The sequence below is a fragment of the Amycolatopsis sp. NPDC088138 genome (assembly GCF_044741685.1).
Taxonomy (GTDB): Bacteria; Actinomycetota; Actinomycetes; order Mycobacteriales; family Pseudonocardiaceae; genus Amycolatopsis.
Genome location: NZ_JBIUTB010000006.1, coordinates 16475 through 35354 on the forward strand (window position 1 = coordinate 16475; position 18880 = coordinate 35354).

Annotated in this window: 17 protein-coding genes; 10 read left to right on the plus strand and 7 right to left on the minus strand. The window is 72.0% G+C overall.

Annotation, left to right across the window (positions count from 1 at the left end):
• Window positions 1–35 precede the first annotated feature (35 nt).
• Entirely contained in the window at window positions 36–1250 is a 1215-nt protein-coding gene (locus tag ACIOD2_RS31715) for a sensor histidine kinase (RefSeq protein WP_400546264.1), read from the plus strand.
• 214 nt (window positions 1251–1464) lie between these two features.
• Here the strand turns inward: ACIOD2_RS31715 and ACIOD2_RS31720 are convergent, their stop codons facing one another.
• Together ACIOD2_RS31720 and ACIOD2_RS31725 are read right to left on the minus strand one after the other, a co-directional pair.
• On the minus strand, window positions 1465–2070 hold the full coding sequence (locus tag ACIOD2_RS31720) for a response regulator transcription factor (RefSeq protein ID WP_323336624.1): 606 nt from the start codon (window positions 2068–2070) through the stop codon (window positions 1465–1467).
• A gap of 182 nt (window positions 2071–2252) precedes the next feature.
• Window positions 2253–3002: a helix-turn-helix domain-containing protein gene (locus tag ACIOD2_RS31725; RefSeq protein WP_400546268.1), complete on the minus strand. Its 750-nt coding sequence runs from the start codon at window positions 3000–3002 to the stop codon at window positions 2253–2255.
• A gap of 454 nt (window positions 3003–3456) precedes the next feature.
• On the opposite strand from ACIOD2_RS31725, the gene ACIOD2_RS31730 reads away from it, so the two are divergent.
• The gene (locus tag ACIOD2_RS31730) at window positions 3457–3639 is read left to right on the plus strand and encodes a hypothetical protein (protein WP_400546271.1); all 183 of its coding nucleotides are present in this window, start codon (window positions 3457–3459) and stop codon (window positions 3637–3639) included.
• A 322-nt stretch (window positions 3640–3961) separates the two neighbouring features.
• Entirely contained in the window at window positions 3962–4567 is a 606-nt protein-coding gene (locus ACIOD2_RS31735) for a DNA-binding response regulator (protein WP_400546274.1), read from the plus strand.
• A 525-nt stretch (window positions 4568–5092) separates the two neighbouring features.
• Here the strand turns inward: ACIOD2_RS31735 and ACIOD2_RS31740 are convergent.
• Both ACIOD2_RS31740 and ACIOD2_RS31745 read right to left on the minus strand, forming a co-directional pair.
• Complete coding sequence (locus tag ACIOD2_RS31740; RefSeq protein ID WP_400546277.1) at window positions 5093–7438, minus strand: sensor histidine kinase; 2346 nt, start codon at window positions 7436–7438, stop codon at window positions 5093–5095.
• 161 nt (window positions 7439–7599) lie between these two features.
• Window positions 7600–8118, minus strand: coding sequence for a DUF899 family protein (locus tag ACIOD2_RS31745; protein ID WP_400546280.1), 519 nt, complete (start codon window positions 8116–8118; stop codon window positions 7600–7602).
• Between the two features lie 155 nt (window positions 8119–8273).
• Here ACIOD2_RS31745 and ACIOD2_RS31750 point away from each other — a divergent pair, with 155 nt between their 5' ends.
• The gene (locus ACIOD2_RS31750; protein WP_400546283.1) at window positions 8274–8894 is read left to right on the plus strand and encodes an L-threonylcarbamoyladenylate synthase; all 621 of its coding nucleotides are present in this window, start codon (window positions 8274–8276) and stop codon (window positions 8892–8894) included.
• Between the two features lie 6 nt (window positions 8895–8900).
• Here the strand turns inward: ACIOD2_RS31750 and ACIOD2_RS31755 are convergent, their stop codons facing one another.
• Window positions 8901–9563 carry a maleylpyruvate isomerase family mycothiol-dependent enzyme gene (locus ACIOD2_RS31755; protein WP_400546286.1) on the minus strand — a complete coding sequence of 221 codons (663 nt, stop codon included), beginning with the start codon at window positions 9561–9563 and terminating at the stop codon, window positions 8901–8903.
• 141 nt (window positions 9564–9704) lie between these two features.
• Here ACIOD2_RS31755 and ACIOD2_RS31760 point away from each other — a divergent pair, with 141 nt between their 5' ends.
• Together ACIOD2_RS31760 and ACIOD2_RS31765 are read left to right on the plus strand one after the other, a co-directional pair.
• Window positions 9705–10088 carry a YciI family protein gene (locus tag ACIOD2_RS31760; protein WP_400546289.1) on the plus strand — a complete coding sequence of 128 codons (384 nt, stop codon included), beginning with the start codon at window positions 9705–9707 and terminating at the stop codon, window positions 10086–10088.
• Between the two features lies 1 nt (window position 10089).
• On the plus strand, window positions 10090–11358 hold the full coding sequence (locus tag ACIOD2_RS31765) for an RNA polymerase sigma factor (RefSeq protein WP_400546292.1): 1269 nt from the start codon (window positions 10090–10092) through the stop codon (window positions 11356–11358).
• A gap of 452 nt (window positions 11359–11810) precedes the next feature.
• Here ACIOD2_RS31765 and ACIOD2_RS31770 read toward each other — a convergent pair whose 3' ends face one another.
• Window positions 11811–12509, minus strand: coding sequence for a winged helix-turn-helix transcriptional regulator (locus ACIOD2_RS31770; RefSeq protein WP_400546295.1), 699 nt, complete (start codon window positions 12507–12509; stop codon window positions 11811–11813).
• Window positions 12510–12579: 70 nt separating this feature from the next.
• A complete protein-coding gene (locus tag ACIOD2_RS31775) occupies window positions 12580–13386 on the minus strand; it encodes a BTAD domain-containing putative transcriptional regulator (RefSeq protein ID WP_400546298.1) in 807 nt (268 codons plus the stop codon).
• A gap of 567 nt (window positions 13387–13953) precedes the next feature.
• On the opposite strand from ACIOD2_RS31775, the gene ACIOD2_RS31780 reads away from it, so the two are divergent.
• The 4 genes from ACIOD2_RS31780 to ACIOD2_RS31795 all read left to right on the plus strand — a co-directional run bounded on the left by ACIOD2_RS31780 (window position 13954) and on the right by ACIOD2_RS31795 (window position 18878).
• On the plus strand, window positions 13954–14781 hold the full coding sequence (locus ACIOD2_RS31780) for a helix-turn-helix transcriptional regulator (protein WP_400546301.1): 828 nt from the start codon (window positions 13954–13956) through the stop codon (window positions 14779–14781).
• 30 nt (window positions 14782–14811) lie between these two features.
• The gene (locus tag ACIOD2_RS31785) at window positions 14812–15810 is read left to right on the plus strand and encodes a DUF1702 family protein (protein WP_400546304.1); all 999 of its coding nucleotides are present in this window, start codon (window positions 14812–14814) and stop codon (window positions 15808–15810) included.
• Between the two features lie 135 nt (window positions 15811–15945).
• Complete coding sequence (locus ACIOD2_RS31790; RefSeq protein WP_400548844.1) at window positions 15946–16908, plus strand: DUF1702 family protein; 963 nt, start codon at window positions 15946–15948, stop codon at window positions 16906–16908.
• Window positions 16905–18878, plus strand: coding sequence for a CRTAC1 family protein (locus tag ACIOD2_RS31795; RefSeq protein ID WP_400546307.1), 1974 nt, complete (start codon window positions 16905–16907; stop codon window positions 18876–18878). Before ACIOD2_RS31790 ends, ACIOD2_RS31795 begins: the two co-directional genes overlap by 4 nt.
• The last annotated feature ends 2 nt before the right edge of the window (window positions 18879–18880 follow it).

Here is an 18880-nt window from a genome sequence, read left to right on the forward strand (position 1 = left end):
CCGTGGTCTCTCGGGGTGGCGACACGGGAGGGGCCGTGGTTGTTCCGGTGCGGATTTCGGGGATCGGCCTGGCCGCCCGGACGGTCGCGGCCGCCGACGAGCCAGATGAGCCGGCCGAGCCGGACGAGGTGCGGGCCGCCGTGGCGGCACGCGGGCAGCGGGACTTCCGCCGCCTGGTCACCGGCGCCCGGTTCGCGGCCGCCGTCGCGGTCGGCCTGCTGGTACCGGCCTTCACACTCACCGGGCGGGAGCCCTGGCCGGTGCAGGTCTCGGCGGCCGGGTACACCGCCGCCCTCGTCGTCGTCTACCTCGCCGGGCTCGGCCGGGTGCGCGCCCGCCGGCCCGTTCCCGCGCTGATCCTGCTCGCCGCGCTGAGCTGGCTGCCGATGCTGCAGCTCGGGCCGCGCTGGGCGGTGGCGAGCGGCTTCCTCGCCGGCGGCGTCCTCCTGGTGGCGCGACCGGCCCGGTCGGTCCCGGCGGTGGTGTTCGTCAGCCTGGCGGCCGGCGTGCTCGTCGCGCTGTCCGAACGGCCCGCGGTCGAGGCGCTCGACGGCCTCACCGCCGCCGCGGTGACCGCGGTGGCCGGGGCGGCCCTGTTCGGGTCGGCCACCGCCGCGCGGCTGGCCGCCGAACGGGAGTCCGAGGTCCGCGAGCTGAAACGGCGGACGGTCACCGAGGAGCGCAGGCGGTTCTCCCGGGACATGCACGACCTGCTGGGGCTCAGCCTGTCGGCGATCACCCTCAAGGGTGAACTGGTCGACCGGCTGGTCCTCACCCGGCCGGCGGCGGCCAAGGAGGAACTGGCGGAGCTGCTGGTGATGTCGCGGCGTGCGCTGGCCGACGTCCGGGCCGTCGCGGCCGGGTACCGGGAGCTGTCGCTCGACGACGAGTGCCGCGCGGTCGTGGACGTGCTCAGGGCGGCCGGGGTCCGGGTGACCTCGGCGCGGGCCGGCACCGGCGACCTCCCGCCCCAGGTGGCGAGCACGCTGGCCGCCGTGCTGCGGGAGGGTGTCACGAACGTGGTCCGGCACAGCTCGGCGACCTGGTGCGCGTTCAGCGTGTCCACGTCGGACGGCACCGCGTGGCTGGAGATCGTCAACGACGGCGTCGGCGCGTTCGCCGGCCGCCCGGCGGGCTCCGGCAGTGGTCTGGTCAACCTGAGCCGCCGGGTCGAGGCCCTCGGCGGCCGGTTCACCGCGGAGGCCGAGCCGGACGGCACCCACCGGCTGGTGGCCGAGATCCCGGTGTGAGGGCCCGGCCGGAAGCGCTTTCTCCGGTGCTGTCCATTCGAGACAGCGAGCTTGTCCTGCGGGACGGCTGTGGTGGCGCGGTGCGGGAATCCGGCGCGGGTGGCGGCGGTTCGGCGGGACGGGTTCGGCGGACCCACCGGCGCCGGCCCGGTGGATCAGCGGCCGTCGGCGGTGCCGGTCAGCCAGGCGCCGACGGCGTCCGCGGGCGCCGCGCCTAGAGCCACTCCGCCTCGGTGGCGATGCGGATGGCGTGCACCCGGTTGCGGGCGTTCAGCTTCGTCACGACCGCGGCCAGGTAGTTGCGGACCGTGCCGGCCGAGAGGAACAGGTCGGCGGCGATGTCCGAGACCGTGCGCCCGCGGGCGGCGAGCGAAAGGATCTCGATCTCCCGCGGCGTGAGCGGGCAGTCGTTGGTCTCCCAGGCGGCGAGCGCGAGCTCGCTGTCGATGACGCGCCGTCCGATCGCGACGGACCGCACGGCGTTCGCGAGCTTGTCCGACGGCGCGTCCTTCAGCAGGAAACCGTTCACCTTGGCGTCCAGCGCGCGCCGGACCGTACCTGGCCGGCCCAGGCTGGTGAGGATCAGCGTGTGGCAGTCGGGCAGGGTCTCGTGGATTTCGATGGCCGCGGACAGGCCGTCCTTGCCCGGCAGGTCGATGTCGATCACCGCGACGTCCGGCTGGGTCGCCTTGGCGGCCGGGAGGATCTCGTCGCCCGCGGAAACCTCGGCGACGACTTCGATGTCGGACTCGAGGTTGAGCAGCGCGACCAAAGCGCCGCGGACCATGTGCATGTCCTCGGCCAGCAATACCCTGATCACCGCGATACCTCGCACCCCAGTAGGCGATACCCCGTGTGCAATGGTACGCCATTGCCCGTCACCGCCGTCGTTTTCGCGAAAGGCGCGCCCCATTCCGCGCCCCGTCGCACCGGCGCGGAAATGCCCGCCGGCCCGGGGAATCGCGGCGGTGCGAAGTGGCGCACCGCGCGCGGTTCCCTTCCTCAGACGGCCACCGCGTGGGCCGCCACGGCCTTGCGCAGGTCGGGCAGCGCCAGCAGCACCGGCGGGTCGAACCCGCGCCGGGGCCGCAGCCGGACGTCGGCCAGGCGCGCGGTCACGCCCACCGGGATGGTCACCGGCCCGGTCAGCCCGGTGAACGGGCGCTGGCCGTACTGGTCGAGCGGGTTGGCGCCGTACGCGTGGGTGATCAGGTACCACGAGCCCGGCGGCACGTCCGCCAGCGTGTACGGCCCCGGGCCGGGCACCAGGGTGTGGCGCGCCGGCAGGCCTTCGGCGATCCGGGCCGGGAACAGCCCGACGAACACCGGCCCGACCTCGGCCGGCGGCATGGCGTGCAGCTGGCCGCGCACCGTCGCACCGGGCAGCCGGTGGTCCGGCCGCTCGGCGATCCGCGGTGACGCGCCGCGCAGCTGGCGGTAACTCGACGGGGAAACGCCCACGCTGCCGCTGAAGCGGGCGCTGAAGGTCCCGACGCTGTTGTACCCGACCTGGTGGCTGATGTCGGCGACCGAGATCGTGGTGGTCGTCAGCAGCCGCTTGGCCTCGGCGAGCCGCATGGCCGAGAGGAACCGGCCGGGCGAGAGCCCCGTGGTCCGCAGGAACACCCTGGTGAAGTGGAACTTACTGAACATCGCGGCGCGGGCGAGGTCGTCGATCGTCAGTCGTTCGCCCAGTCTGTCCCGCATGGTCACGATGGCCCGTGCCACCGCCTGCCGGACGATCTCATCCATGGTGGGCCGTCCCCTCAGTCGACGTGGCCGCCCCGCGCCTTCCCGGCGAAGGCATCCGGTGCGGAGAAATGGGTTGCGTCTAAAACCCTAGAACGGTCGCCGTCTACTTCTTAAGTGCTCAGCGCACCGGTGCGGATGGATTTCGCCGGGTGCGGACATGCGTTTTGCACATGCCCGCGAACGTCCCGATCCGGTGGTTCTCGTCGGCCCCTCGACACATCCGCGACCCCTGTGATCCGCGACACATCGCAGTCAATCGGTGACGCAGAGTCGCAATTCGGGTTTCCGGGCGCTTCTTCCGGATATTCACTGGTCTGTTCGGAGCAACGCCGGGCACTAGGCAGAGCATGTGTAAGGCACAAGTGGCCGGTGATGCGGGCACTGGCCGTCATCGGCGTGCTGGGTGACTATTTATGTCACGTGAAGCATTCATCTTCGCCACTGGGAGAGAACAATGTCCGCACCTTTTTCTGCTGACGTTCACACACTTTTCGCCGACCTGGGTATCGAGACCGAAAGCAGCGAGCGCGCCACCGGGCTGGTCATCGACCGGTTCGAGCTGTGGGGAGACAGCGCGCCGGCCGCCGGGGCCGTCCGGGCCAGCATCTGCCGCGTCGACGTGCTCGAGGCGGCCTGACCGAGCGCCGATGCCGGGCGTTCTCACCACGGGCCGGTCGTGACCGGGCACTCTGTGCCCGCCACGGCCGGCCCGCCGCGTTGGTGGGACAACGCCGTCCCCTCACCCCTTGCCGGAAAGTTTCCGACACGAACTGACTCTGTCACTTCGGGTAGCCGCCCGAGTGCGTGGCGGTATTTTTAACCGTGCTCTTGCCCTAATGCCCCTGTATTTGCGTCAGTAGTGCCCAAGGGCGCCTGAACGGGGTAACGACTTTGGCGTACACGGTGTTTAACTGGGTTTCTGGGGAGAGTTCCGGGGAGAGCCGTCTGGGGAGGCATCCGTGATCCGAGTGCTCGTTGCCGAAGACATGCACATAGTCCGGGGTGCCCTGGTGGCGCTGCTCGGCCTCGAGCACGACATCGAGGTGGTCGCGGAGGTCGCGAACGGGACCGAGATCCTGCCCGCGGCCCGCGAGCACCGCGCCCAGGTGGCCGTGATCGACATCGACCTGCCGGGCATGGACGGCCTGACCGCCGCCGGTGAGCTGCACGAACGGCTGCCGGAGTGCCGCACGCTCATCCTCACCAGCCTGGGCCGCCCGGGCACGCTCCGGCGGGCGCTGGACGCCAAGGTGGGCGGGTTCCTGCTGAAGGACGCGCCCCCGGACAAGCTGGCCAACGCGGTGCGCGGGGTACTGGCCGGCCGCCGCATGGTCGACGGCGACCTGGCACTGGCCGCGTGGGACACCGTCGACTGCCCGCTCACCGGCCGCGAGCGCGACGTGCTGCGGATGACCGCCCAGGGCTACGGCACCGTGGAGGTCGCCGCGCGGCTCTACCTGTCGGCGGGCACGGTCCGCAACTACCTGACGACGGTGGTGGCGAAGCTGAACGCCCGCAACCGGGTCGACGCCATCCGCATCGCCGAGGAGTCCGACTGGATCTGACGCCGGTTCCGGCTCAGACCGGCGGGGCTGCGTGGAGTCGGGCTGGTGGTCGGTTCGGCTTGGCGGCGTGGGGGTGGGGCCGGTGGTTCGGGTCGGCGCGGCTGCGCGGTGCTGGGGCTGGTGGTTCGGCTCAGACCGGTGTGGCCGCGTGGAGCCGGGGCTGGTGGTCTGGTTCCGTTTCCGTGGTCGGCTGCCGGCCGGGGTTTGCGGTGTGCGGTGGTCGGCTGGGTGTGGTGGTCGGTTCGGCTTGGTTACGTAGGGGTGGGGCCGGTGGTTCGGGTCGGCGCGGCTGCGCGGTGCTGGGGCCGGTGGTCGGCCGCCGCCGAGGTTTATGGCGTGTGGAGCAGCTTGGCCGGGGCGATGTGGCCCGCGCGGAGTCGGGCAGGTGGGTCCGCGCCGGTGACCGGCTGGATCCGGCTCCGGTTCGGTGAGCCGAGCTGAGCCGGGCCGGGCCGGGCGCGGCTGCGTGTGCCGGGGCCATGGCTCCACTGCAGACGGCAAGACCCGCGACGCCAGTGCTCCGGCTCAGACCGGTACCACCGCGCGGAGCCGGAAGCGGCCGTCCGCCTCCACGCCCGCCGTCAGCTTTCCGCCCAGGTCCGCGACGCGGTGGGAGAGGTTGCCGATTCCGGTTCCGGGGGAGACTTCGCGGCTCGCGCCGTTGGCGGACGCCGGGGCCGGGGACGGGTCGGTGCCCGTCACGCCGTCGTTGACGATCTCCAGCGTCACGCCCGAGTCCGAGCGCCGCATGGCGATCTCGCAGCTCTCCACCGAGCTGTGCCGCAGCACGTTCGTGACGCCTTCGCGCAGCACGACCGCCAGCACCGTGCGCACCGGGGTCGGCAGCTCGTCCTGCAGCATCTCCATGCGCACCCGGACGTCGGCGGCCACCAGCACGGACCGGGCGGCGCGCGACTCGTTGTCCAGCGACAGCTCGCGGTAGCCGCTGGCGACCGAACGGACGTCGGACAGCGCCTGCCGGGTCAGCTGGAGGACCTCGACCAGCTCCTCGGTGGCCCGGCCGCGGTCCAGCGGGAGCACCCGGGCGGTCAGCTCGCTCTTCAGCGCGATCGCGGACAGGCTCATGCCGAGCAGGTCGTGCAGGTCCCTGGCGAACCGCAGCCGCTCCTCGGCCAGCGCCATCTCGGCCAGGCGGCGGCGGGTCTCGTCCAGCTCGGTGACCAGCCGGGCCAGCCAGAGGAGGCCGAACACGGCCAGCCCGATCATCACCGCCGCGACGGTGTAGAAGACGGTCGCGGCGGTGCTCGCCCCGGTGAGGCGCTGGATCTCGGCGTAGGCGGCGATGTTGACCAGGAAGAACACCCAGCCGATCGCGGGTGGCATGACCAGCAGCGCGCTCCCGAGCAGCAGGCCGAGGACGCTGGCCCAGTCGTTCCCGAGGGCCACCAGCGGCAGGTAGATCAGGCACGCCTGGACGAAGAGCATCGCGTAGCTCTGGGCCGTGCGCAGCACCGTCGACGGGCGGTTGAAGTAGGAGAACTGCAGGGCCAGCAGGGCCGTCACCGAGCCGGCGACCAGCGCGATCCGCCACGGCACGGTGGTCAGCTGGATCACGTGCACCACCGCCCCGGCGCCGAGCAGCGACATCACCACCGGCAGCAGCAGCCGGATCCGCCGGGACTCGGCCGCGGGCTCGGGCCCGGCCGGGTCCTCCTCCGGCCGGTCGAACACGGCGGGCAGGGGCAGTTCGACGCGCAGGGTGAACCGGCCGTCCGGGCCGGCCTCGGCGGTGGCGGTGCCGCCGAGCGCCGCCACCTCTTCGGGCAGCTTCGTGAGCTTGCTGCCCGGCTCCAGGGCCGCCTGGTCGGCGGTCACCCCGTCGTTGACGATCTCCAGGGTGACCTTGCCGTCGTGCTGGCGCACGTTGATCTGGCAGTGCTCGACGTCGCTGTAGCGCAGGACGTTCGTGACGCCCTCCCGCAGCACCCTGGCGAGCAGGGTCCGCGCCTGCACCGGCAGGTCCTCCTGCTCGAGGTGCACCTGCACGGCGATCTCGGACGCGCCGAGCAGGGACTCGGCCGTCCGGGACTCCTTTTCCAGCGACAGCTCGCGGTAGCCGTGCGAAACCGCGCGGACGTCGGAGAGCGTGCGCTGGGCGGTCGCGGTGATCTCTGCGAGCTCCTCCTTGGCGCGCTCGGCGGACTTGCGCATCAGGCGGTGCACCAGCTCGCCGCGCAGCGCGATCGCCGACAGGCTCAGCCCGAGCAGGTCGTGCAGGTCCCTGGCGAAGGCGAGGCGCTGCTCGGCGACGGCCCGCTGGGCCAGTTCGGTGCGGGCCAGGTGCAGCTCGTAGACCATCCGGGCGAGCCGGGCCAGCAGGTAGAAGACCAGGCTGTAGACCAGCATCGCCAGGCCGCCGTAGAAGGTCGACAGCAGGTCCTGGCCGTGGTCCAGGTAGATCCAGATGACACTGCCGTAGGTGGCGGCCAGCGCGGGCCACGCCCAGCGGGACGGCAGGACCAGCAGCGCCGCTCCGCCGACGAAGTCCGGCATGTCGGCCCACAGCATGCCGAACGCCAGGATCGGGACGTAGGCGAGCACGATCATCACCGCGAACAGGACGTGGCTGGTCCTCGAGCGGAGCCGGGCGGTGGGCCGGCTGAACCACAGCAGCTGGATCGCGAGCAGCGCGGTGATGCCGAGCAGGCCGTACACGCCGTGCAGGACGTCGACCGAGGCCGGCAGCAGGTTGGCGATCCCGATGACGCTGAACCCGGCGATGACGGCCACGATGATGCCGGCCGCCAGGTAGGTCGCCAGCCGGGGCCGGGGGTCCACGCCCGTGGTGCCGCGGGCTTCGGCCGTGGCGGACTGCCCGGGGGTGGGCTCGAGAGCTGCGACCGGGGACATCGGCAACCCTCCGGCTGTGGGGTGCGGCCAGCTACTCCGGGACCGGCCAGGGCGCAGTGCCGTCCGTCCGCGAACCATCCTAGCCCACTCGCGGCCGGGACCCCGGTAACCGGAATCGGTCTGGACCATTCCTCGCAACCCGTCGCCGTCGCGGTCCGGTGCTACTGCCCGGCACGCCGGGCGAACGGGACCGGCCCCGGGACGGCGAGCAGCCCGAGGAAGTCCAGTTGCGGCACGGCGATCGATCCGATGTGGCGCACGGAGTCCCGCTCCCGGCGGAAGAAGCTCAGCCCGGCGCAGTCGTCGTCCCACGGGCCGGTGCGCTCGGCCGACGGGATCCGGTGGGTCGCCGCGAAGTCCTCGGCGAAGCCGGCGCTCACCACGGAGTACGCCGGCAGGTTCCGGCCGAAGTGGTGCCGGTACTGCTCCAGCTTGGGGTACGGGGCGTGGGAGACCAGCACGAGCCGCAGGTCCTCGTCGGCGAGCGCGGCCGTGACCTCGGCCGTCGGCACCAGGTCCTCCGGGCCGCTGAAGTCCGGCATCGGGTGGTACACGGCCAGCCGTGCGCGCTCGCCGAACAGGTCCGCGAGCAGGACCCGGCCGTCCGGCCCTTCGAACTGGTACTTCCACAACGTGACGGCGGGAGCCCGCTGGGACTCCGGCAGGGTCAGTTCTGTCACGGCGGGTCCTCCCGGCTGTGGCCCTACGACAGGCTCGACGCCGATTGTGCGCCGGCCGGGCCGGCGCTGTCTCCCGGCTCGCGGGGACACCGCACGCAGGGAGACGCCCGGGCCCGCCGTGCCGTGCACGGGCGGTGACCCTAGGCTCACGGGCCATGGCACGTTATTTCGACCTGCACCCGGACAACCCGCAGAAACGGGCGCTCGGCCAGGTCGTCGACATCCTCCGCGCCGACGGGCTGATCGCCTACCCGACCGACTCGTGCTTCGCGCTCGGGTGCCGGCCGGGCAACCGCGAGGGTCTCGACCGGATCCGCTCCATCCGCAAGCTGGACCACCGCCACCAGTTCACCCTGGTGTGCCAGAACTTCGCCCAGCTCGGCCAGTTCGTCATCATCGACAACTCGGTGTTCCGCGCGATCAAGGCCGCGACACCCGGCAGCTACACGTTCATCCTGCCGGCCACCAAGGAGGTGCCGCGGCGGATGATGCACGAGAAGAAGAAAACGGTGGGCGTGCGCATCCCCGACCACCACGTCACCCAGGAGCTGCTCGCCGCGCTCGGGGAGCCGCTGCTGTCGAGCACGCTGCTGCTGCCCGGCTCGGAAGAGCCGATGACGCAGGGCTGGGAGATCAAGGAAGAGCTCGACCACCAGCTCGAGGCGGTGCTCGACTCGGGTGACTGCGGCGTCGAGCCGACCACGGTCGTCGACTTCTCCTCCGGTGAACCGGAGATCGTGCGCTACGGCGCCGGGGACCCCGCGCCCTTCGAGTGACGCGCCTCAGCTCTCGAGCAGTTCCAGCCATTGCGCGGGGTGCTCGCCGATGAACGTCAGCGCGAGGTCTTCGGCGCGGCGGCGGCCGGTCACGAGCAGGCAGAAGTCCTCGGCGGAGCCGGCGACGCGGCCGTCGGCGTCCTCCGCCCCGAACGTCCACTGGATCCCGGACGGCGCCCGCAGCTCGAACCGGAAGGGCCCCGGCGGCGTCAGCCGGTGCCGCCGGTAGGCGCGGTCCCTGGTCCGGACGCCGTAGTAGGCGACGTGCCCGACGGCGTCGTCGCGCCGCGGGCGGACGCCGAGCGCGTCCGCGATGTCCTGGCCGCCGGCGAACAGCTCGGTCAGCGCGGCCGCGGCGAGCACCGACGGGCGCAGCGGCCCGTCGCTCCACGGCAGCGCCGGCTCCGGCGGGGACGCGGCGAGCAGGGCGTTGGCCTTCCGCTGCTCGATCAGCCAGGACACGATCGCCTCGTCGAGCGAGTCGTAGGAGACCTGCGGGATGACGCCGAACGAGCCGGGGTTCTCGACGCTGAGCCGGACCAGGCGCGCGGTCGAGGTCAGCCGGGCGAAGTGGCCGGTGAGGTCGGGGCCGGGGCCGTACCCGTGCCGCTCGGCCAGCTTGACCAGCCCTTCGGTCTCGACCTGCAGGTCCGTGAACACGTCGGCCATCGGTGCCACCCTCCTGGTGCCGAGGTAACCGGGCTGCGCAGGCCCAGCCTGGCACGCGGACCCGCGGCCGCTCGACTCCGCGCGTGCGGCGCTATGTTCGTGGCGACGACCAGGTGGCGGTGGCGCGAAGGGAGCCCGGAGTTGAAGTACCTGCTGGCGATGTACCTGAACCCCGACGTGATGGCCGGACTGTCCGAGCAGGACATGGACGGCATCATGAGCGGGCACCAGGAGTTCATCCGCACCATCCGGGAGTCCGGCGAGATGATCGGCACCCAGGCCCTCGCCCCGGTCGCCGACAGCAGCGTCGTGCGGGTGCGCGGGGGCCTGCCGGCGATCACCGACGGCCCGTTCCTGGAGTCGAAGGAGTTCCTCGCCGGCTACTACCTCGTGGACGTCGGGAACCGGGAGCGCGCCCTCGAGCTGGCGGCGATGATCCCGGACGCCGCGATCGACGGGCTCGCCGTCGAGGTGCGCGAAATCGTCTTCTTCGCCGACGCCGAGTCCGCGATCCCCGGTTCGTGAGGTGACCGCGCCCGCCCCGGTCGCCGAGGTCCTGCGCCCGCTGGTGCCGCAGGTGCTGGGCGTGCTGGTCCGCCGGTTCGGCCAGTTCGACGCGTGCGAGGACGCCGTCCAGGAGGCCCTGCTCGCGGCGAGCCAGCAGTGGCCGGCCGAGGGCGTGCCGGACAACCCGCGCGCCTGGCTGGTCACGGTCGCGACCCGGCGGCTGACCGACCTGTGGCGCAGCGAGAGCGCCCGGCGGCGGCGCGAGGAGTCGGCCGCCGTGCGCGAGCCGGTGACCGCGGCGGTCGTCCCCGGCCCCGGCGAGGAGCGGTCCGCGGACGCCGACGACACGCTGTCGCTGCTGTTCCTGTGCTGCCACCCCGCGGTGTCGCCGCCTTCGCAGGTCGCGCTGACGCTGCGCGCGGTCGGCGGCCTGACCACGGCGCAGATCGCGAGCGCGTTCCTGGTGCCCGAGACGACGATGACCCGGCGCATCACCCGGGCGAAGGAGAGCATCGCCGCCGCGGGGTCGACGTTCAGCGAGCCCTCGCCGTCGGACTTCCCGGAGCGGCTGCGCGTGGTCCTGCAGGTGCTCTACCTGATCTTCAACGAGGGGTACACGGCGACGTCGGGGGAGAACCTCGTGCGCGCCGAGCTGGCCACCGAGGCGATCCGGCTGACCCGCGCCGTGCACGCGCTGCTCCCGGCCGAGGGCGAGGTGGCGGGCCTGCTCGCGCTGCTGCTCCTGACCGACGCGCGGCGGGCGGCACGCACCGGCCCCGGCGGTGAGCTCGTCGCGCTGCCGGAGCAGGACCGCGGCCGCTGGGACGCGGCGATGATCGCCGAGGGCGCCGCGCTCGTCCGGGCGACGCTGGGGCGCGGCCCGGTCGGGCCCTACCAGGTGCAGGCCGCGATCGCGGCGCTGCACGACGAAGCGCCCGGCACGGACGAGACGGACTGGCCGCAGATCGTCGAGCTCTACGGCGTGCTGGGCGAGCTCATGCCGAGCCCGGTGGTGACGATGAACCTCGCCGTCGCCGTCGCGCAGGTGGCGGGCCCCGCCGCCGGCCTGGACGTGCTGGACCGGGTCGAGGGCAAGCTCGACCTGGCCCGGCGGGTCGACGCCGTGCGGGCCCACCTGCTCGAACGCGCCGGCCGCCCGGCCGACGCGCGCGAGCACTACCTGCGGGCGGCCGAACGGACCGAGAGCGGGCCGGAACGCCGTTACCTGCGGGACCGGGCGGACCGGCTCGACCCCGGCCGGCTCGACCCGGACCGGCCGACGGCCTGACCGGACCGGCCGGCGCGCTTCGCCGGGTTCGGCGGATGACGATGCCGGTGGTCTGACCGGACCCGCCGCTCTCGCCGGGTTGATCGGCTTCGCCGGGTTCAGCGCGTGCCGGTGCCGGCGGCCCGGCCGTGCAGACCGGGCCTGGCCGGTTTCAGTGGGCCGCCAACGGTTTGACCGGCTCGGCCGGACCGGACCGGACCGGCCCGATCTGCTCGCTTCGCCGAGTTCGGCGGACGACGATGCCGGTGGCCTGACCGGACCCGCCGTGCTGATCGGCTTCGCCGGGTTCGGCGAGCGCCGATGCCGACGGTCCGACCGTGCCGAGCGGGTTCAGCGGACCACGATGGCGGCGGTCCGGCCGGTCCGGCCGTGTTCGGTGGGCCGGCCGACGGATCGACCGGCTCCCTTCGCCGGGTGCCGATGCCGCCGGCCCGATGTGCTCGCCGGCCGGGTCAGCGGACCACGATGCCGGTGGCCGGCTCCGGGGCCGCGGGCACGTGGAACAGCTGCGCGAACAGCTCCAGGTCCGTGACGTCGCCGTCGATGGCGAGCTTGCCCGAGCGGGCCGCCTCGGCCGCGGAGAGGCGGCCGCTCATCACGTCCAGCAGCGCCGACCCGTGCGTCGCCTTGATCACCAGCTCGGCGCCGGGGAAGCGGCCTTCGCCGACCTTGACCACGCCGTCCTCGACGAGGGCGTGCACGATCATCCGGTCGTCGTAGCGGATCTCGAAGGTGACCTGCACGCCTTCGGCGCGCTCGGCGCGGAAGGTGGAGTAGAGCGACAGGATGGCCGAGTCGAGGATGACCACGTCGTCGGCGGCCGGGGTCTGCAGCGAGCGGGCGCCCCAGAGGCCGAGGTCCAGCAGGATCTGGTCGAGCTCGCTGCCGTACTGGGTCAGCTCGTAGACGAGGCCCGCGTCGAGCTCGGCGCGGACGCGGCGGCGGATCACCCCGGTGGCCTCCAGCTCGTTGAGCCGGGCGGACAGGATGGACGGCGGGATCTTCGGCAAGCCGGTCTGCAGCTCGTCGTAGCGCTTCGCACCGAGGACCAGGTCCCGGATGATCAGCAGCGACCAGCGTTCGCCGACGATCTCGAGGGCGCGGGCGACGCCGCAGTACTGGCCGTAGGCGCGGGTGTGCGGAGTGGGCATCGAACTTTCCTCACTTCTTTTCGGGGCGGTACGACGGACTCCGGCGGCTGCCGGGGAAGCGGCGGGCGGCTCAGCGGTGGTCGCCCTCGGAGATCAGCTCTCGGTGCAGCACCTGCAGGTCGTCACACGGTTCGACGCCCAGCTCGCCGGCCAGCCGCGAGCGGAGCCTGCGGTAGACGGCCATCGCGTCGGACCGGCGGCCGCTGCGGCCGAGCGCGCGCATCAGCTGCCCGTGCAGGGCTTCGTCGAGCGGGCTGCCGGTGGTCAGCGAGCGCAGCTCGCCGATCAGCTCGCGGTGCCGCCCGCTGACGATCTCCGCCTCGATGCGCATGTGCAGGACACTGCGCCGCTGTTCGAGCAGCTCGGTCCGGTACGCGGACAGCACCGGTCCACATTGGACGTTCGCGAACGGCGGGCCGGTCCAGACGTCGAGCGCGTCCCGGTAGGCGTCGGCCGCCCCGGAGTGGTCACCGGCCTCCTGGCGCTCCTGCCCGGCCTGCTGCAGCCGGATGAAGCGGTAGGTGTCCACTTGGGACGGGTCGATGTTGAAGGTGTAACCGGTGTGCTTGGTGGCCAGCATCGCCTCGCCGTCGGCCGCGAGCCCGTTCTGGTCGATGCACCGGCGCAGGTGGTAGACGTAGGTGTGCAACGTCGTGCGCACCGTGCGCGGCGGGTGATCCGACCAGAGCTCCCGGATCAGCGTGTCGATGTGTACCATCTTTCCCGGCCGCATCACGAGCACGGCCAGCAGGGACAGGATCTTCGGTGCGCTCGGCGCGTAGTCGACGCCTTGGCGCAACACCTCCAGCGGCCCCAGCACGGTGAAGTGGACGGTGCCGCGGTCCGGCTCGTCGGTTCGCTGCAGTTCGGAGTACATGACAGGCCTCCACCATCGTCTGTTCGTCCTCGCGCTCCCCAGGTCGTGCCGCGCGGGTCGGTGGACGGCCGAACTCCGGGCTTCTGTCCGAATGTGACAGAGCGCCGCCCCGGCGGCCAGTGAACCGCCCACCAGAGTCGACATGCGTTCACCCCGCCACCACATGCGTTTCGCAGGTCCCGGGTGTGTGCGGCGCACCCGCGGCCATCTGGTCGAACCGCCGATCCGCGAGCTCGCGGGGTCCCTGGATCGGACCAGACGCTCGTCACGCGGGAGCGCCGTCGATCAGCTCCGCGGGCGTCCGGCACACCGCACCCGGGCGTTCCGCACGGGCGGCCCGGGTGGATCACCCGCACTCGGCCGGGTGTCCCGCGAACGGTGGCGAACGATCACCGGAACCCTCGATCACTCGTCAATCGATCTGCGACCCGCGGCGTCTTCCCTGGCAGCAGAGGAGAACAGCCACCAGGGGAATTCGAGGTTGGACTGATGATGTTGCACTCTGTTGCGTCTGTCGGACACGACAGCGAGTTCGACGATCCGCCCCGGCGCCCGGCTCTCGAGCGCGTGGAGAAGGCGGTCCGGCCCGCGGTGCTGCAGGCGATCTCGTCGATCCGGGAACGGTACTTCGAGCCGATCACGCTGGCCGACCTCGCGTCCGAGGTGTTCGTCAGCCGCTTCCACTTCTCGCGGATGTTCGCCGACGCCACCGGCGTCACGCCCGGCCGCTTCCTCGCCGCGGTGCGCCTGTTCGAGGCGAAGCGGCTGCTGCTGACCACCTCGCTGAACGTCTCCGACATCGTGTGCAGCGTCGGTTACAGCAGTGTCGGCACGTTCACCAGCCGGTTCTCGAACGCGGTCGGGCTGACGCCGACGCAGTACCGGGAGCCGCAGGTCGCCGAGCTGCTCGTGGCGATTTCGCCGACCCTGCAACGGCTCCCGCCGCTGCGGGCGCTGCGCGCGGCCGGCCACAGCTGCGCCTCCCTGCAGCCGGGCACCGGCACGCTGGCCATCGACGTCGGCCTGCCGCGCGGTTCCGCGCCGGCGGACACCCTGGTCGGGCTCTTCGCCGACCCGGTGCCCCAGTGCGGCCCGGTCGCGTTCAGCGGCATGGCCGACATGAACTCCGGCGAGCTGATCATCCCCGGCGCGCCCGCCGGGCGGTGGACCGCGATCGCGGTCGCGCAGCACCGCCCGGGTGCCCAGGAGCCGCGGTTCTCGATCGGCTACTCGACCGTGCAGGTGGCGCCGTCCGGCCGGTCCGCGGCCCGGATGGAACTGCGCGCGCCGGCCCCGACCGACGCGCCCATCGCGATCACGCTGGCGTCGAAGCAGTCGCCCTACACCCAGCGCATGCTCGCCTCCCAGCGCCCGCACCTGCGCTCCGCCGCCTGATCCCCGACGAGCAGAAGGACCACCACGACGATGTCCACCTTGATCGGTGTCCTCCGTAAGCGTTTTCTCGCTCCTTCGATCGCCTCCGTCGGCTTCGCCGAACGCGGCTTCCCCGTGACGCACACCGACGCGACGGCCCGGCTGGAGGCGGTGCCGCAGGCGGTGGTGTGCGGGTTCGAATGGGCCATCGAGGGCGCGTCCCTCTGGGAGATCGAGCGGCGGCTCGCGCTCGTCGAGCCCGAGCAGCGCGGGTTCGCCTACGAAGGCGCGACGATGGGCTACACCATCCTCGACGCCATGCCGGGCGGCGGCCGCGACCGCACCCGCGCGCTGCTGGAGGGGCCGGCGCGGCCGCACATCTTCCTGACCTACATCGGGATCGGCTTCGCGATGGCGCGGCTGCCGCGTCCACTGTGGAAGAACATCCTGCCCGAGCTGACCGAAGAGCCCTACCACCCGGTGATGAGCTGGCTCGCCGTCGACGGCTACGGCTTCGACCGCGCCTACTTCGACACGGAGAAGTGGGTGGGGGAGCAGGCCGAGCCGGTGCCCTACCCGTGGGCCGGCCGCCCGGAGTACTTCCCCCGGGCGTTCGACCAGGGCGTCGGGCGGGCGCTGTGGTTCATGCACGGCGGGAAACCGGACGCCGTGGCCGCGGCGGTCGGCCGGTTCGCCGAGCACCGGCGGGCGGACCTGTGGAGCGGTGTCGGGCTCGCCTCGACGTTCGCCGGCGGCGCCGACCAGCGCGAGCTGGTGAAGCTGCGCCGGGCGTCGGGGGAGCACTACGACCAGCTCGCGCTGGGTGTCGTGTTCGCCGTGAAGGGCCGGACGTATTCGGGCTACGTGCCCGCGCACACCCACCTCGCGGCCGGGGTCCTCACCGATCTTTCGGTGCAGGGGCTGCAGGCCGTCTCCGACCGGACCGAGGCCGCGGAAACCGACGACAACGGTCCTCTGCCGCAGTACGAGCTCTGGCGCGAGCGCATCCGCACGGAGTTCCGGCCGGACGTGCGCCGGGCAGCGAGCTGACGTGCGGATACGGCAGGCGGGCGGCGGCAAACGTGGAGTAGACCGCCCGGTACGAAATCTGTGACCGTGGAACGAGCACCGTACGAAACCACCACCCTCGAAGGGGGAAGTGCGTTGGGCGACAGTTGGCGCGCGTTGAGGCGCCGGATCCTCACACCGGACGTCTCCGAGACGTCGCTGGACAAACGTGGTTTCCACAAGAAGAGCCCGCAGGCTCAGGAATTGCTGGAGACGGTCGGGCAGAAGTTCCTGCTCGGCTACGCACACGCCGTGGAAGCCCGGAACCCCGCCCAGTGCGAGGAATGGCTGAGCCGCATCCCGGTCCAGTTCCGCGGATTCGCCTACGAGGGCGCGGGAATGGGCTACGCGATGCTCGACGGCCTGCCCTTCGGCGGCCGCAAGCACGTCGACGACTTCCTCGCGAACCCGGGCGGGGCGCTGCAGAACTACATCGTCCTGGTCGGCGTCGGCTGGGCGATGGCGCGGCTGCCGCGGTTCGCCTGGCCGAAGGCGGAGCGGTTCGACCCGCTGCTGCGCTGGCTGGTGCTCGACGGCTACGGCTTCCACCAGGCGTACTTCAAGACCGAGAAGTACGTCCGGCAGCAGTACCAGGAGCGCGACTTCCCCTGGCCCGCCAAGGAACACAGCGGTTACGCGCTGCGGGCCATGGACCAGGGCATCGGCCGCGCGCTGTGGTTCATCTGCGGCACCGACGTCGACCTGGTGACGAAGACCGTCGCCGGGTTCGACCCGGCGCGCCACGGTGACCTGTACGCCGGGATCGGCCTCGCCTCGACCTACGCGTGCGGTGTCGACGAGGCCGAGCTGACCGAGCTCGCCCGGCGCGCGGGTGAGCACCGCGGGCAGCTCGCCCAGGGCAGTGCCTTCGCGGCCGACGCCCGGGTGCGCGCGGGCCTGCTGATCCCCGAGACGGAGGTCGCCACGCGGGCGATCTGCGGGCTGCCGGCCGAACGTGCGGCGGCGATCACCCAGGAGGTGCGCCCGGCGGAGGTCGTCGACGGCGAGCTCCCGGCGTTCGAAACCTGGCGGCAGCGGATCGCCGGCGAAGTGCTGACCCGTGGAGGAGTGAACCAATGACCGCGACCTTGCGCTGGCTGCGCCGGCAGCTGGCGGGCATCGTGGCGATCGCGCTGGTGCTGACGATGTTCTTCGTCGCTCGCCTGCCGAACGTCTCGGCCGCCGAGCAGGACCAGCTGGCGGGCAAGTTCCAATTCACCCCGATGACGATCGCGCTGCCGGCGGCGGCGAAGTCGCAGAACGTCCGTACGCTGAACAAGCAGTACGAGCACATCTCGGCCTGGATGTCCTCGACCGGTGCCGCCATCGCGATGAACGACCTCGACGGTGACGGCCTGGCCAACGACATCTGCCTGGTCGACCCGCGCAGCGACCAGGTCGTCGTGACCCCGACGCCGGGCAAGGGCCAGGACCGCTACGCCCCCTTCGCCCTCGACCCGGCCCCGCTGCCGACCTGGGACTACATGGCCCCGATGGGCTGTGTCCCCGGCGACTTCAACGAAGACGGCCGGATGGACGTCCTGGTCTACTACTGGGGCCGCACCCCGGTCGTGTTCCTGCAGAAGGCCGGCGCCACCAAGCTGGCCCCCGCGGCCTTCCAGCCGACCGAGATGGTGCCGGGCAACCTGCGCGGTCCCGACGGCAAGTACAACGGCCCGCTGTGGAACACCAACGCGGCCACCATCGGCGACTTCGACGGCGACGGGCACGTGGACGTCTTCATCGGGAACTACTTCCCGGACAGCAAGGTCCTCGACCCGAACGCCGACGGCGGCATCACGATGAACCAGTCGATGTCGCACGCGAAGAACGGCGGCGGCAAGTTCATCTACCGCTGGACCGGTGCCACCGCGGGCGCGAAACCGTCGGTGTCCTTCGTGGACGCCTCCACGGGGATCCCGGAGGCCGCCCGCAGCGGCTGGTCGCTGGGCGCGAGCGCCACGGACATCGACTCCGACGGCCTGCCCGAGCTCTACATCGCCAACGACTTCGGGCACGACCACCTGCTCTACAACAAGTCCAAGCCGGGCGCCATCGAGTTCGGCGAGGTCACCGGGATCCGCGGGGTCACCGACCCGAAGTCGAAGGTGCTCGGCAACGACTCCTTCAAGGGCATGGGCGTCGACTTCGGCGACTTCAACCACGACGGGCTCTACGACATCTTCGTCAGCAACATCACGACGTCGTGGGGTGTCGAGGAGTCGAACCTCCAGTTCGTCAACACCGCCAAGGACCTCACCGACCTGAAGCAGCAGCTGCAGCAGGGTGTGGCCCCGTTCCACGACGAAAGCGGCGACACCCGCACGGCGTGGTCCGGCTGGGGCTGGGACCCGAAGATCGAGGACTTCAACAACAGCGGTGACGTCCAGATCGCCCAGGCGACCGGCTTCATCAAGGGCCAGGTCAACCGCTGGCCGCAGCTGCAGGAGCTGGCCGTGGCCAACGACGGCATGACGTCCAACCCGTTCTGGTGGCCCAACGCCCGGCCCGGGGACGACCTCGCCGGTGACCAGACGCTGCACTTCTTCGTGAAGCGCTCGGACGGCACCTACGTCGACCTCGCGCCGAAGCTCGGCCTGGCGGTCCCGGTGCCCACCCGCGGCATCGGCGTCGGTGACGCCGACGGTGACGGCCTGCCCGAGTTCGCGGTCGCGCGGCAGTGGGAGCAGCCGGTCTTCTACCACAACGACAGCCCGAAGACCGGGAAGTTCCTGCAGCTCAAGCTGAGCACGGACGCCCCCGTGGCGCCGGGCCCGCTGCCCTCGGCCGGTTCGCCGGCCATCGGCGCCGAGGCCACCGTCACCACGGCGGACGGCAAGAAGTACGTGGGCCGCGTCGACGGCAGCAGCGGCCACGCCGGCCGCCGCAGCTTCGACGTGCAGATCGGGCTGGGCGAGAACGTCACCGGCCCGCTCGACGTGCACCTGCAGTGGCGGGACCGCACCGGGCAGCTGCGCACGCAGGACCTGAAGCTAGCGCCGGGCTGCCACATGTACCAGCTCGGGACCCAGGCGAAGGAAGAGATGTGACG